Below are 13,188 nucleotides of genomic sequence, written 5' to 3'. Positions count from 1 at the left end.
CTCGCTGTGAGTCATCAAGCCCAATAAAAAGGCCCCGAGGCGTTCACCTCGGGGCCTTTTGCGTTGCGGCCGGGGTTTATGCGGCTTTGGCTTCCTGCTGGCTCAGGGAGCGGTTCAGGGCGCTGAACAGCGCCTTGAAGCTGGCAGTGGTGATATTTTCATCGATACCCACGCCATGCACCGCACGTTCACCGTCGACCCGCAGCTCGATGTAGGCTGCTGCCTTGGCGTTGGTGCCCGCGCCGATGGCATGTTCGTTGTAGTCCATGATCTCCACCGGGATTGGCAAGCCGGCCACCAGTGCCTCCAGGGCACCGTTGCCTTTGCCGCGCCAGTGCAGGTTGGTCTCGCCTTGGCCCTTGCTCGACACTTCGACTTCAACGGCGCTGTGGCCGTTCTCTTCCTGCAGGCGATGGCTGACCAGCGCATACGGGGTGTTGGCTTGCAGATATTCGCTGTGGAGCAGGGCGTGGATCTGCTGCGCGGTCATTTCCAGGCCGAGGCGGTCGGTTTCACGCTGTACCACCTGGCTGAACTCGATCTGCATGCGGCGCGGCAAGTTGATGCCGTATTCCTGCTCCAGCAAGTAAGCGATACCGCCCTTGCCCGACTGGCTGTTGACGCGAATCACCGCCTCATAGCTGCGGCCGATATCGGCCGGGTCGATCGGCAAGTACGGCACTTCCCACAGGGCGTCCGATTTCTGCTGGGCGAAGCCTTTGCGGATGGCATCCTGGTGCGAACCGGAGAACGCGGTATGCACCAGGTCGCCGACGTACGGATGACGTGGGTGCACTGGAATCTGGTTGCACTCTTCCACCACCTTGCGCACGCCGTCGATGTCCGAGAAGTCCAACTCAGGGTCGACGCCCTGGGTGTAGAGGTTCAGGGCCACGGTCACCAGGTCGACGTTGCCGGTGCGTTCGCCATTGCCGAACAGGCAGCCTTCAACACGGTCGGCCCCGGCCATCAGGCCCAATTCGGTGGCAGCTACGCCAGTGCCACGGTCGTTGTGGGTGTGCAGGCTGATCAGCACGCTGTCACGACGGTTGATATGGCGGCCGAACCATTCGATCTGGTCGGCATAGATGTTCGGGGTCGCGCATTCGACGGTGGCCGGCAGGTTGAGGATCACCTTGTGGGTCGGCGTCGGGTTCCAGACTTCAATCACCGCATCGCAGACTTCCTTGGCGAATTCCAGTTCGGTGGCGCTGAAGGTTTCCGGCGAGTACTCGAACTGCCATTGGGTTTCGGGCTGCAAGGCGGCGTATTTGACGAACAGCTTGGCGGCGTTGACCGCAATGGCCTTGATCCCGTCCTTGTCCTGGTTGAAGACGATGCGGCGGAAAGAAGGGGAGGTCGCGTTGTACAGGTGAACGATGGCTTTCTTCGCCCCGCGCAAGGACTCGAAGGTGCGTTCGATCAAGTCTTCACGGCCTTGGGTCAGCACCTGGATGGTGGTGTCGTCCGGGATGTGGCCGTCTTCGATCAGGGTGCGCACGAAATCGAAGTCAGTCTGGGAGGCGGCTGGGAACGAGGCTTCGATTTCTTTCACGCCCACGGCGACCAGGGTTTTCCAGAAGCGCAGCTTCTTGACCGCATCCATCGGCTCGATCAGCGACTGGTTGCCATCACGCAAGTCGGAGCTGCACCAGATCGGCGCGCTGGTGATGGTCTTCGACGGCCAGGTGCGATCCGGCAAGTTGATGGTCGGGAACGCGCGGTACTTCGAGGACGGGTCTTTGAGCATGCTCATGGGGAAATCCTTATTGTCCGGGCCGAAAAGAGGCGGCCTGCCGGTGGGTCAATGGTTTTTGAAGCAGGGGGGACGAGGCACCGCGATTCAGCCTGGCAGTCGTGCGCTGACGAGGCAGAGGCTTCGATGTTGACGACGCTGGATGAGGGTATGAGAGGTTTTCATGAGGCCAACCCTAACCACTGGGGTGAAAGATGGCAAGCGACCGCAAAAAAATGAGAGGAATACTCGAAACTCGAAATATAGCGAGATTTTGTTTCGGTATTGCCCATTATTAATGGTTTTAATTGCGTGAGTGTTTCCCGTGGCGCAATTTATGCGGGCCAGCATGCCAGCGATTCAACTGGGCAAGCCGGCCCGGGGGCGATCAGGGCTGGAAGGCGCCGATAAAGATCGCCGGGTCGACCCGGGCATCGTTCAGGCTGACGTTCCAGTGCATGTGCGGTCCGGTCGCGCGACCTGTCGAACCGACCTTGCCCACCACGCCGCCACGGGCCAGTTGCTGGCCGACCTTCACGTCGATTTTCGACATGTGGCAAAACATGCTGATAAAACCCTGGCCGTGGTCGACGAACACCGTATTGCCGTTGAAGAAGTAGTTGCCGATCAGAATCACCTTGCCGCCCGCCGGCGTCTTGATCGGCGTCCCCGCAGGAACCGCAAAGTCCAACCCGGCGTGAGGATTGCGCTCTTCGCCATTGAAGAAGCGGCGGACCCCGAACTTGCTCGACAGCGGGCCGTTGACCGGTTTGTCCAGCAGCAGGTTGCTCGGGGTATTCGGACTGAAGGTGCGGTAGGCGCGGATCTGCTCGGCCAGTTCACCGTCGATGCGCTTGAGGTCGGCCGGATTGGGGTTGACCTGGCGCTGGTTCTTCAGGGTGATGTGTTGTTCCGGGTATTTCTTGCTGCCGACCACGAAGCTCAGGTTGCGCCCGCCCGCGGTGATCTGCTGGGGGCCTGGTTTGACGGTCAGGGGCACGCCGACAATGGCCAGCCAGTTGTCCTGTTCCTTGACCACCAGCACCGGTTTGCCTCCGTAGCTGGCTTTGGGCGCCTGGGCGGCACTGCCCAGGTCGACCACGGCCACACCGCCAGGCACCGGCTTGTTCAGCAGGCGGGTGATGTAACTGTCGGCATGGGCGTTGAGGGTCAGGCACAGCAGTAGCGCGAAGCTCAGAAAGCGCGGCATGGATCAGTCCAGTAGAGAAAGGGTAACGGGCGTCAGGTGGTTATCTTCGACGCGAACGTGCAGCTCGCCTTCGCCCAGCTTGGCTTTAAGACGTTGCCCGGGCCGGGTCTGTTCGGCGCTGCGAATCGCCTGGCCGCGCTCGTCCAGCAGAATGCTGTAGCCCCGACCCAGGGTGGCCAGGGGGCTGACCACCTGCAGGGTCTGGACCTGGCTCTGCAACTGCAGGCGCCTGGATTTGAGCCCCTCGCGCATCGCCCTTGGCAAGCGTTCGGCCAGGCTTTCCAGGCGCTGGCGCAGCATGGCCAGCTGGCGGCCGGGGTGCTGGCCGGCGAGGCGGGTTTCGAGGCGGATCAGGCGTTCGCGGCGGGTATTGAGGCTGCGTTCGAAGGCCCGGCGCATGCGCATGTCCAGGTCGTCCAGGCGTTGTGCCTGCTGACGCAGGCGTTCGCCGGGGTGGCGCAGGCGTCGAGCCATGCCCTCCAGGCGCAGGCGGTCCCGGGCCAGACGGTCGCGCATGCGCATCACCAGTCGGCGATGCAGGCTTTCGACGCGGCGTGCCAGGTCGCTGGAGTCCGGGGCCAGCAATTCGGCGGCGGCTGACGGAGTAGGGGCCCGCACGTCAGCGACAAAATCGCTGATCGAGACATCGGTTTCATGGCCGACGGCGCTGACAATCGGCGTCACGCAGGCATCGACCGCACGGGCCACGGCTTCTTCGTTGAAACACCAGAGGTCTTCCAGCGAGCCGCCGCCGCGGGCCAGGATCAGCGCGTCGAAACCCCGGGCATCGGCCATTTGCAGGGCGCGGACGATCTGTGCGGTGGCTTCGCGGCCTTGCACGGCGGTAGGGATCAGCGTCAGGGCAACCTGCGGTGCGCGGCGGCGGAACACGCTGATGATGTCGCGAATCACCGCGCCGGTGGGCGAACTGATAATGCCGATGCGCTGCGGATGGGCCGGCAGTGGCCGTTTGCGCTCGGCGCTGAACAGGCCTTCGGCGCTGAGTTTTTCCTTGAGCGCATCGAAGGCCAGGCGCAGGGCGCCATCACCGGCCGGCTCCACGGTATCGAGGATCAACTGATAGTCGCCACGCCCTTCGAACAGCGAAACCTTGCCCCGTACCTTGACCGCCAGGCCATCCTTCAAGGCCTGGCGCACGCGAGCGGCGTTCTGCCGAAACAGCGCGCAACGTACCTGGGCGCCACTGTCCTTGAGGGTGAAGTAGACGTGGCCGGAGGCCGGGCGGGCGAGGTTGGAGATTTCGCCCTCGACCCAGATATTGCTGAACACATCTTCGAGCAACACCCGCGCGCGGCCGTTGAGCTGGCTGACGGTCAGGACCTCGCGGTCCAGGCCGAGTCTTGCAAAGGGATCTTTAATCATGGGGCGCAGTTTAAAGGCGAGCCTCGCCAGGGAACAACGCAAATCGGCAAAACCCTGAGTGGCTTGTGCCAGCGGCTAGAGGGCGCTGCGAAAGGTCTCGATAAATTGCGCCACCAGGGGCGTCGGTTGCTGGCGGCAGGCAAGGGCGACAGTGCTTTGGCAATCCGGGTCGGCCAGGGGCAGGAAATGGATGTTCGCCGGGGCGATATCGCGCATCGACTGCGGCAGCAGGGCAATCCCGAAGCCGGCCTGGATCAGCTGCAACTGGGTGGTCTTGCGCGACACCACCCGCGCCGCCTTGGGGAAAAAGCCCTGGCGCATGCAGAGTTCAGCCGACAGGTAACTCAGGCCGCCCCGTTGCGGGTGGGGAATGGAGATAAAGGCTTGCTGCTTGAGATCCGCCAGGTCGATGCCCCGGGGCGGAGGATCCAGCGCCAGGGGATGCTGCGGCGGCACGGCGAGCAACAGCGGCTCGTTGAACAGCGGGATGATCTGCACCCCTTCGCGCTGGCGCAGTACGGGCAGACGCAGCAGGCCGATATCCAGGCGACCTTGCGCCAGCTCCTCCAGCTGCGCCTCCGACGACAGCTTGACGATGTCCATGTTGGCCCCGGGGCAGTGTTCCAGGTAGGTGCTGATGGCGCCCAGCAGGCGCCCGCTCATGGGTACGGTGCTGGAGTGGCTCAGGCGCAGGGTGCCCAGTTGCCCGTGGCCGACCTGGGTCGCGTGTTCGCTGGCCTTGTGCAGTTCGGTCAGTAGCGTGCGCGCCCGGGGGAAAAACGCTTCGCCCGCAGCAGTCAGCCGGGGCAGGCGCGAGGTGCGTTCGAACAGCGGGGTTTGCAGGTGGCTTTCCAGTTCCTTGATCTGCCGGCTCAACGCCGACTGGGCCACGAACAGGCGCTCGGCCGCCGCGCTGAAGCTGCCGCATTCGGCGATTTCCACGAAATAACGCAACTGGCGGGTCGAAATCACGAGTCATGCCTTTTTGAGATGAGTAGGTGCCCAGGACGATATTAGTCGCAAGGCTCGCCGCTGGCTAAAGTCATCTGCAACTGGATAAGGGGTCAATTGATGAGTGCGCTTGAGTTGTTGAGTCAGTGGTCGTTCAGCCCTTGGGCTTGGTTGTTGATCGGAGTCGGTATTGTCCTGGCTTATATAGTGTTCGGCATTGCCGGCTTTGGCACCGCGCTGGTGGCGGGGCCGATCCTGATTCTGTTCATGCCGCTGTCGAAGATCGTACCGCTGCTGGTGCTGTTGGATTTCGTCGCGGCCTTCGGCAACCTGTTGCCGTCGCGCAAAGACGTGGCCAAGCCTGAATTGCTGCGTTTATTACCCTGCATGGCGGTGGGGTGCACCCTGGGGGTGATTTTCCTGCTCAACCTCAAGTCCGACCTGTTGCTGTTGATGATGGGGCTGTTTATCAGCGCCTACGCGGTTTACAGCTTGTGGATCAAGGCCCGGCCAACTCGCCTGGCAGCCGGTTGGGCGGTCCCCATGGGGATCGTCGGCGGCTTGTTCGGTGCGCTGTTTGGCAGCGGTGGGTTCCTCTACGCCATTTACCTCAACAGCCGCCTGCCCAAGGATCCGGCGCGGGCGACCCAGAGTGCGCTGATCAGTTGCAGCACCGTGGTCCGCTTGAGCCTGTTTATGCTCGCCGGGGTCTATGCCGAGCTACCCTTGTTGGTGTTGGCCCTGTGTCTGTTGCCGGCGATGGCCCTGGGGCTGTGGATCGGCCGGCGGGTCACCATGAAGCTTTCACGGGAGGCCTTTGTCCGACTGGTGACCTGGCTGGTGCTGGCCAGCGGGCTGGCCCTTATCGGTCGCTACCTGAGCACTTGACCTGTGGGGTCCAGGGATTAAGCTGCCGGCCCGCAGGCTTGTCATTGGCCCACCGCCACCCGCCTCGATGCGGGTACCGGTTCGCCGCTGATGATGCCCATGCTGACGACGCAGCTCTTTCCTTTCAGACGTTCCAGGCCTCACCCCATGAATTCGCAAAGCATCATCGTCCCGAAAATCTCCACCTTGCCGGTGCACGAACCGCGCGCGCGGGCGATCGTGCGCTGGCTGGTGCGCAAGAACATTATCGAAGAGACCCTGAGCACCTGCGGCCGTACCGGCAATCGCATGGCCCATGCCATTGCCCCGGGTGCGCGGGCGGTGGTGCTGCACCCGGAAGCGCTGCCGTTTGGCGAGCCGATCAACGGCCTGGAGATCATCACCGCACGTTGCATCTATACCCCGGCCAAAGGCTTTCTCGAAGAAGCCGGTTGCGCCGAGTGCCGCCAGGAAGTCGGCGAGGCGCTGTTCGAGAGCCTGGAGGACTGGATGCCCGGGCGCACCGATAACTTCACTTGCCCCCTGTGCGGCCATGAAGACGACATCAACGGTTTCCTGTTTCTTCAGGAATGCGGGTTTTCCAACCTGGGCTTTATCTTCAACAACTGGGCCGAGGCCGGGTTCAAGCAGGACTTTATCGATGAGTTCGCCGATTGGCTGGACGTGCCGGTGAGCTGGGTGAAGGTCGAGTTGTAATACCGGGCTGACCGAGCGCCGACAAACTGCGCAACGGGGCTAGAGGAGGGGGGAGGGAGGGGACGACGTTGCGCTTGATATAGACGTAGCAGCGCGACAATTGCCCCACCCATCACCCCGTCGATATTAGGCATAGTTTTACATTGAGCCGGCGGGGCTGTCTGAGTATAATGGCGCGCTTCCAATTTCCCGCCCGGGAGCCCCCGCGATGCTGCGTATCAGCCAAGAAGCCCTCACCTTTGACGACATTCTTCTAGTCCCCGGTTATTCCGAGGTACTTCCCAACGAAGTCAGTCTAAAGACCCGTCTTACCCGTGGCATCGAGCTGAATATTCCACTGGTCTCCGCCGCCATGGACACCGTCACTGAAGCCCGTCTGGCAATCGCCATGGCTCAGGAAGGCGGCATCGGTATCATCCACAAGAACATGACCATCGAGCAGCAAGCTGCCGAAGTGCGCAAGGTCAAGCGTTACGAGGCCGGTGTGGTCAAGGACCCGATCACCATCGAGGCCGAAGCCACTGTTCGCGAGCTGTTCGAACTGACCCGCATGCACAACATCTCCGGCGTTCCGGTACTGCACGATGGCGACCTGGTCGGCATCGTCACGTCCCGTGACGTGCGTTTCGAGAACCGTCTGGAAGCCACTGTCCGTGAAGTGATGACGCCTAAAGAGCGCCTGGTCACGGTCAACGAAGGCGCCGACAAGAACGACGTCCGTGAGTTGTTGCACAAGCACCGCATCGAGCGCGTGCTGATCGTCGACGAAAAATTTGTCCTGAAAGGCATGATGACCGTCAACGACATCGAAAAAGCCAAGGCTTACCCGCTGGCCAGCAAGGACGACCAAGGTCGTCTGCGTGTAGGCGCTGCGGTCGGCACCGGCAAGGACACCGGCGAGCGCGTCTCGGCCCTGGTTGCTGCCGGCGTTGACGTGGTGGTGGTCGACACCGCCCACGGTCATTCCAAGGGTGTGATCGACCGCGTGCGCTGGGTCAAAGAGAATTTCCCTGAAGTGCAAGTGATCGGCGGCAACATTGCCACCGGCGCTGCGGCCAAGGCCCTGGTTGAAGCGGGCGCCGACGCAGTCAAGGTCGGCATCGGCCCAGGCTCGATCTGCACCACCCGTATCGTTGCCGGTGTCGGCGTGCCGCAAATCAGCGCCATTGCCAATGTGGCATCGGCCCTTGAAGGCACCGGCGTGCCGTTGATCGCCGACGGTGGCATCCGCTTCTCCGGTGACCTGTCCAAGGCCATCGTTGCTGGCGCTTCCTGCGTGATGATGGGCTCGATGTTTGCCGGTACCGAAGAGGCACCAGGCGAAATCGAACTGTTCCAGGGTCGCTCCTACAAGGCTTACCGCGGCATGGGTTCGCTGGGTGCTATGTCTCAGGCGCAAGGTTCTTCCGACCGTTACTTCCAGGACTCCTCCGCGGGTGCCGAGAAGCTGGTTCCGGAAGGCATCGAAGGCCGTGTTCCGTACAAGGGCACCCTGAGCGCGATCATCCATCAACTGATGGGCGGCCTGCGTTCCTCGATGGGTTACACCGGCAGCGCCGACATCGAAGAGATGCGCACCAAGCCTGAATTCGTGCGGATCACCGGCGCCGGCATGGCCGAATCCCACGTGCACGACGTGCAGATCACCAAGGAAGCGCCAAACTACCGCGTAGGTTGAGGCTTCAAGCAAATCGTTAAGCAACCGGGGCTGTTTTATTCAGCCCCGAGTTGTTTCTGAATCACGACTGTTACTGATTGACTTAGACGAGACTGAATCATGGCCCTCGATATTCACGCTCACCGCATCCTGATCCTCGACTTCGGTTCGCAATACACCCAACTGATTGCCCGCCGCGTGCGTGAGATCGGCGTGTACTGCGAACTGCATCCGTTCGACATGGACGAGGATGCCATTCGCGAATTCGCTCCAAAAGGCGTGATCCTCGCCGGCGGTCCCGAGTCCGTGCACGAAGCCAACAGCCCTCGCTGCCCGCAAGCCGTGTTTGACCTGGGCGTCCCGGTCTTCGGTATCTGCTACGGCATGCAGACCATGGCCGAGCAGTTGGGCGGCAAGGTTGAAGGTTCCGAGTTGCGTGAGTTCGGTTATGCCCGGGTTGATGTGGTCGGCAAGAGCCGCCTGCTCGATGGCATCGAAGACCACGTCGACGCCGATGGCCTGTTCGGCCTCGACGTGTGGATGAGCCACGGTGACAAGGTCACCAAGATGCCGGAGGATTTCCACATCCTCGCCAGCACCCCGAGCTGCCCGATCGCCGGCATGTTCAACGATGCTCGCGGCTACTACGGCGTGCAGTTCCACCCGGAAGTGACCCACACCAAGCAGGGCGGTCGCATCCTCTCGCGCTTCATCCTCGACATCTGTGGCTGCGAAGCGCTGTGGACCCCGTCGAAAATCGCTGAAGACGCCATCGCCCAGGTTCGCGCCCAGGTCGGCACCGACAACGTCCTGCTCGGCCTGTCCGGCGGTGTGGACTCCTCGGTGGTTGCCGCGCTGCTGCACAAGGCCATCGGCGACCAGCTGACCTGCGTCTTCGTCGACAACGGCCTGCTGCGCCTGCACGAAGGCGAGCAAGTGATGGCCATGTTCGCCGAGAACATGGGCGTCAAAGTGATCCGCGCCAACGCTGAAGAGCAGTTCCTGAACAATCTGGCTGGCGAAAGCGACCCGGAGAAGAAGCGCAAGATCATCGGCCGCACCTTCATCGACGTATTCGATGCCCAGTCCAACAAACTGGACAACATCAAGTACCTGGCCCAGGGCACCATCTACCCGGACGTGATCGAATCGGCTGGCGCCAAAAGCGGCAAGGCCCACGTGATCAAGTCCCACCACAACGTGGGTGGCCTGCCGGAAGAGATGAACCTCAAGCTGGTAGAACCGCTGCGCGAACTGTTCAAGGACGAAGTCCGTCGTCTGGGCCTGGAACTCGGCCTGCCGTACGACATGGTCTACCGTCACCCGTTCCCGGGTCCGGGCCTGGGTGTGCGCATCCTCGGCGAAGTGAAGAAGGAATACGCCGACCTGCTGCGTCGCGCCGACCACATCTTCATCGAAGAACTGCGCAAGGCCGACTGGTACCACAAAGTCAGCCAGGCGTTCGTGGTGTTCCAGCCGGTGAAATCCGTAGGCGTTGTTGGCGATGGCCGTCGCTACGCCTGGGTCGTGGCCCTGCGTGCCGTGGAAACCATCGACTTCATGACCGCGCGTTGGGCACACCTGCCTTACGAGCTGCTGGAAACCGTCAGCGGCCGCATCATCAATGAAATCGAAGGCATCTCCCGCGTGACGTATGACGTGTCGAGCAAGCCGCCGGCGACCATTGAGTGGGAATGATCCCGTCGTCTCACCCAAGTGAGAGCGTCGTGAAGCGGATGAGCGTTTGCTAGTTCGCAAGGAAGGCTCCTGATCGCAAGATCAGGGGCCTTTTTTTTAACCATACGGGCTGTCCACAGAGGCAGCCTGAGGATAGGGATGTTGCGATGAGTCTGTTCAGCAAGGTACTGCGCACCCTGGGCCTGGCGCGGACAGCTCTGGAGTCGCCGGGCGCAGTGGTGTCGCCACCCCTGACACGCTTTGATCGTTTTGCAGCTGATAATCGGCAGGCCTTTGAGCAGATCGGCGCCTTGCCGGAGGAGCAGATTGTGGCCGAGGAGCGGCGGCTCGCGGCCGAGGTGACGGAGATTCTGCGGTCGCTCAAGCCGCTGATTGGCGAGGGCGTATCGCGCCTGGAGATCCAGGAGCATGTGCTGCAGCAACTGGACAGCCGCGACCTGTTGCCTGCGCTGGTGGGCTACAAGGGTTACCCGGCGGCAGTGCCGGTGTCGGTCAACGCTGAACTGATCAGCGTCCCCCCTTCGGAAAAACTGTTGCCGGCCAGTGCGCTGGTCAAGGTCGAGGTCATGGCTTCATCGCGCAAGGGGTATGGTGCGCAGTCCTGGACCTTTGCCACGCCTGATGCCAGTGCTGAGCAACTGCGCTTGCTGGCCTGTGCCAAGCAGGCGCTGGAGCAGGGGCTGAGGCAGGTGCGAGCAGGGGCGCCGGTGGGTGATATCGGCGCCGCCATCCAGGATGTGCTGGATGCCCAGGGCTTCAGTGCGGTGGCTGAGTACTGCGGCTACGGCATGGGCCGGCAGCGGATCCAGGAGCCTCAGGTCCTGGGTTATCGCGCGGCCGGGAATAGTGCACCGATGGTGGCCGGGCAGGTATTGAACGTCCAGGTGCTGGCCAAGGCCGGGAGCCGCGCTATCCGGATCAGGGCCGATGGCTGGAGCGTGCTCGCTCAGGACCGAGGCGATGGTGTGGTGTTGAGCGCCATGATTCGGGTCACCGAAGACGGGGCGGAGCGCCTGAGCCGATTCGTCGACTGATCGCGTTCAGTTGACGTACACATGGCGATCTCACCTGGGGTGGATCGCCATTTGTGTTTCCAGGTATTGGAAATACGCGGTTTTCCAGGGTTCGTGCAATACCAGGAAAGACATTGCCCCCGCCTGCCTCTGGGCTGCTGTGTACCCTTTGAGCCTCACCCCTGCTGTTTGCGCCTGGCGGCGGATTGTCCGTCGAGCGGGTAGGTTTGATCTTTTTGTGGTTGTCAGTTGACAACCATTCATTGCTGGCGATACTGGAGGCCACGGATGGCTCGTGCAATTCATCCCAAGAAAGACATCGAGATGGCGTTGCGTTACGCCGAGTGGCAGGGCTGGCGTGTGGAGGTGGGGGGCAGCCATGCCTGGGGCAAGCTTTATTGCCCCTACAACAGCGAGCTCTGTCGTTGCGGCGCGTTTTGCATCAGCAGCATCTGGTGCACGCCGAAGAACCCGGGTAATCACGCCCGGGCGTTATGCCGGGTGGTCGACAACTGCACCCTCAACCAGATGCGTGGCGCCAAGCCCGTATCCCATGGCCGGGAGTCATGATTATGGAATACCTGTTCACCCTGACTTACCTGTTGCCCGCCGACGATTGCGAGGTCGATGCCTTGATCGAGCGCCTGGGGGCTGCAGGTTGTGATGATGTGCTGATGGGCAGCGGGCTTGCAGGGCGCCTGGCCCTGGAGTTCTGCCGCGAGGCCGAGAGTGCGCAAGCGGCGTTGTTCAGCGCGTTGGGTGATATCAAGCGCCTGATCCCCGGCGCGCGGCTGGTGGAGGCGAGCCCGGATTATGTCGGCTTGAGCGATATCGCCGACCTGGTCGGGGTTTCCCGGCAGAACATGCGCAAGTTGATGCTCACCCATGCCGCCACCTTTCCGCTGGCGGTGCATGAGGGCAGCGCTTCGTTCTGGCATCTGGCGGAGGTCTTGAGCTGGCTGCAAGCCAAGGGCGGCTACGTGCTCAAGCAGCCGATGATCGAAGTGGCGCGGGTGGCGCAACACGTGAATACCCACAAGGAGTCTCAGCGCATCGGGCCGCTGAAGACCGAGTTGCTGGTCTTGATCGGCTAACGGCGGGCGACATCCGAGAAGTAGAACTTGTCCAGGGTATGCCGTGATTCGGTGTACTCGAACTGGCGGCCATCCTGCAGGAAGGTCTGGTTGCTGACCACGATCACATGGCTCTGGCCATCGAGGTCGAGGTGCTGCTGGTCGTCCTTGCTGCGGGGAGTGGCCTCGATGGTGCGTTGGGCGTAGCTGATCTGCAATTGCAGGGTCTGCTCGATATAGGCGTAGATCGAGTGCTCGGCAATCTGCCGGTCGAGCCCGGGAATCAGTTCGGCGACAAAGTGGTTGATGTCGAGAATGACCCGTTTCCCGTCGATGCGCCGTACCCGTTTGATCCGAGTGATCAGGCTGCCTGGCTCGGCTTGCAGGTGTTCGGCCAGCGCGCCTTCGAGAGGGAACTGGCTGAACTCCACGACTTCGGTGCTGACATCGTTGCCCAGGCGCGGGTAGGTTTCCTGAAAGCTGACGATGCCGCCCAGCTGGAACTCGATCGGGTTGGGCGAGAGCACGAAGGTGCCTTTACCGTGGATCTTTTGCGCGAAGCCGCGTTCCTGGAGCTGTTCGATGGCTTTGCGGACGGTGCCGCGACTGGCCTGGTAGCTGTCCATCAACTCGGTTTCGGAAGGCAGGCGGGCGCCGCGTTGCAGGCGTTCGGTGGTGATACTGGCAAGCAGATCGGTGTAGATCTGGTTGTATTTGCTCATGGGATGGCTCTATGCCGGGCTGTGCTCAAGGCAGGAACCTTAAGGGCAGGCTCCCGGTTTGTCCATCCGCCGGGCCGTGCAGCTGCTTGCATGCAGGCGCTTCCAGGAGCCTCTGGCGCAGGCTGCGGCGCGCCAGCAGCGGCAGGCTTGTCTCAGGGCCCA

General features: G+C 62.1%; 12 protein-coding genes. 7 read left to right on the top strand and 5 right to left on the bottom strand.

Annotated features, from left to right (window positions below; translation table 11 throughout):
• Positions 1–76: 76 nt before the first annotated feature.
• The 4 genes from leuA to AC19YX_RS17535 all read right to left on the bottom strand — a co-directional run bounded on the left by leuA (position 77) and on the right by AC19YX_RS17535 (position 5,300).
• Complete coding sequence (gene leuA / locus AC19YX_RS17550) at positions 77–1,756, bottom strand: 2-isopropylmalate synthase (protein ID WP_201127730.1); 1,680 nt, start codon at positions 1,754–1,756, stop codon at positions 77–79.
• A gap of 367 nt (positions 1,757–2,123) precedes the next feature.
• A complete protein-coding gene (locus AC19YX_RS17545; RefSeq protein ID WP_500606684.1) occupies positions 2,124–2,945 on the bottom strand; it encodes a peptidoglycan DD-metalloendopeptidase family protein in 822 nt (273 codons plus the stop codon).
• Between the two features lie 3 nt (positions 2,946–2,948).
• On the bottom strand, positions 2,949–4,328 hold the full coding sequence (gene xseA / locus AC19YX_RS17540) for an exodeoxyribonuclease VII large subunit (protein WP_078472016.1): 1,380 nt from the start codon (positions 4,326–4,328) through the stop codon (positions 2,949–2,951).
• A 75-nt stretch (positions 4,329–4,403) separates the two neighbouring features.
• Positions 4,404–5,300: a LysR substrate-binding domain-containing protein gene (locus AC19YX_RS17535; RefSeq protein ID WP_201127725.1), complete on the bottom strand. Its 897-nt coding sequence runs from the start codon at positions 5,298–5,300 to the stop codon at positions 4,404–4,406.
• Between the two features lie 99 nt (positions 5,301–5,399).
• On the opposite strand from AC19YX_RS17535, the gene AC19YX_RS17530 reads away from it, so the two are divergent.
• From AC19YX_RS17530 to AC19YX_RS17500, 7 genes are all read left to right on the top strand, one after another.
• A complete protein-coding gene (locus AC19YX_RS17530) occupies positions 5,400–6,167 on the top strand; it encodes a sulfite exporter TauE/SafE family protein (RefSeq protein ID WP_078472014.1) in 768 nt (255 codons plus the stop codon).
• 147 nt (positions 6,168–6,314) lie between these two features.
• Positions 6,315–6,863: a hypothetical protein gene (locus AC19YX_RS17525; protein WP_020298491.1), complete on the top strand. Its 549-nt coding sequence runs from the start codon at positions 6,315–6,317 to the stop codon at positions 6,861–6,863.
• A gap of 208 nt (positions 6,864–7,071) precedes the next feature.
• Entirely contained in the window at positions 7,072–8,541 is a 1,470-nt protein-coding gene (gene guaB / locus AC19YX_RS17520; protein ID WP_078472013.1) for an IMP dehydrogenase, read from the top strand.
• A gap of 99 nt (positions 8,542–8,640) precedes the next feature.
• Positions 8,641–10,218, top strand: coding sequence for a glutamine-hydrolyzing GMP synthase (gene guaA / locus AC19YX_RS17515; RefSeq protein ID WP_078472012.1), 1,578 nt, complete (start codon positions 8,641–8,643; stop codon positions 10,216–10,218).
• A gap of 146 nt (positions 10,219–10,364) precedes the next feature.
• Complete coding sequence (locus AC19YX_RS17510) at positions 10,365–11,252, top strand: M24 family metallopeptidase (protein WP_500606683.1); 888 nt, start codon at positions 10,365–10,367, stop codon at positions 11,250–11,252.
• 267 nt (positions 11,253–11,519) lie between these two features.
• Complete coding sequence (locus AC19YX_RS17505) at positions 11,520–11,801, top strand: hypothetical protein (protein ID WP_421548676.1); 282 nt, start codon at positions 11,520–11,522, stop codon at positions 11,799–11,801.
• A gap of 2 nt (positions 11,802–11,803) precedes the next feature.
• On the top strand, positions 11,804–12,325 hold the full coding sequence (locus AC19YX_RS17500; protein ID WP_421548675.1) for a helix-turn-helix transcriptional regulator: 522 nt from the start codon (positions 11,804–11,806) through the stop codon (positions 12,323–12,325).
• On the opposite strand, the gene treR is transcribed toward AC19YX_RS17500, so the two are convergent.
• Complete coding sequence (treR, locus tag AC19YX_RS17495; protein WP_020298497.1) at positions 12,322–13,026, bottom strand: trehalose operon repressor; 705 nt, start codon at positions 13,024–13,026, stop codon at positions 12,322–12,324. The genes AC19YX_RS17500 and treR overlap by 4 nt on opposite strands.
• Positions 13,027–13,188: the final 162 nt, after the last annotated feature.

This window comes from Pseudomonas sp. MF09150 (genome assembly GCF_059862355.1).
Note: the sequence above shows the minus strand (reverse complement) of the source record. Positions and strands in the feature narration are given on the sequence as shown.

What these genes read in the sequence shown, in the direction of transcription:
- leuA (WP_201127730.1), bottom strand. Translation starts at nt 1,756, where the DNA reads ATGAGCATGCTCAAAGACCCGTCCTCGAAGTACCGCGCGTTCCCGACC.
- AC19YX_RS17545 (WP_500606684.1), bottom strand. Translation starts at nt 2,945, where the DNA reads ATGCCGCGCTTTCTGAGCTTCGCGCTACTGCTGTGCCTGACCCTCAAC.
- xseA (WP_078472016.1), bottom strand. Translation starts at nt 4,328, where the DNA reads ATGATTAAAGATCCCTTTGCAAGACTCGGCCTGGACCGCGAGGTCCTG.
- AC19YX_RS17530 (WP_078472014.1), top strand. Translation starts at nt 5,400, where the DNA reads ATGAGTGCGCTTGAGTTGTTGAGTCAGTGGTCGTTCAGCCCTTGGGCT.
- AC19YX_RS17525 (WP_020298491.1), top strand. Translation starts at nt 6,315, where the DNA reads ATGAATTCGCAAAGCATCATCGTCCCGAAAATCTCCACCTTGCCGGTG.
- guaB (WP_078472013.1), top strand. Translation starts at nt 7,072, where the DNA reads ATGCTGCGTATCAGCCAAGAAGCCCTCACCTTTGACGACATTCTTCTA.
- guaA (WP_078472012.1), top strand. Translation starts at nt 8,641, where the DNA reads ATGGCCCTCGATATTCACGCTCACCGCATCCTGATCCTCGACTTCGGT.
- AC19YX_RS17510 (WP_500606683.1), top strand. Translation starts at nt 10,365, where the DNA reads ATGAGTCTGTTCAGCAAGGTACTGCGCACCCTGGGCCTGGCGCGGACA.
- AC19YX_RS17505 (WP_421548676.1), top strand. Translation starts at nt 11,520, where the DNA reads ATGGCTCGTGCAATTCATCCCAAGAAAGACATCGAGATGGCGTTGCGT.
- AC19YX_RS17500 (WP_421548675.1), top strand. Translation starts at nt 11,804, where the DNA reads ATGGAATACCTGTTCACCCTGACTTACCTGTTGCCCGCCGACGATTGC.
- treR (WP_020298497.1), bottom strand. Translation starts at nt 13,026, where the DNA reads ATGAGCAAATACAACCAGATCTACACCGATCTGCTTGCCAGTATCACC.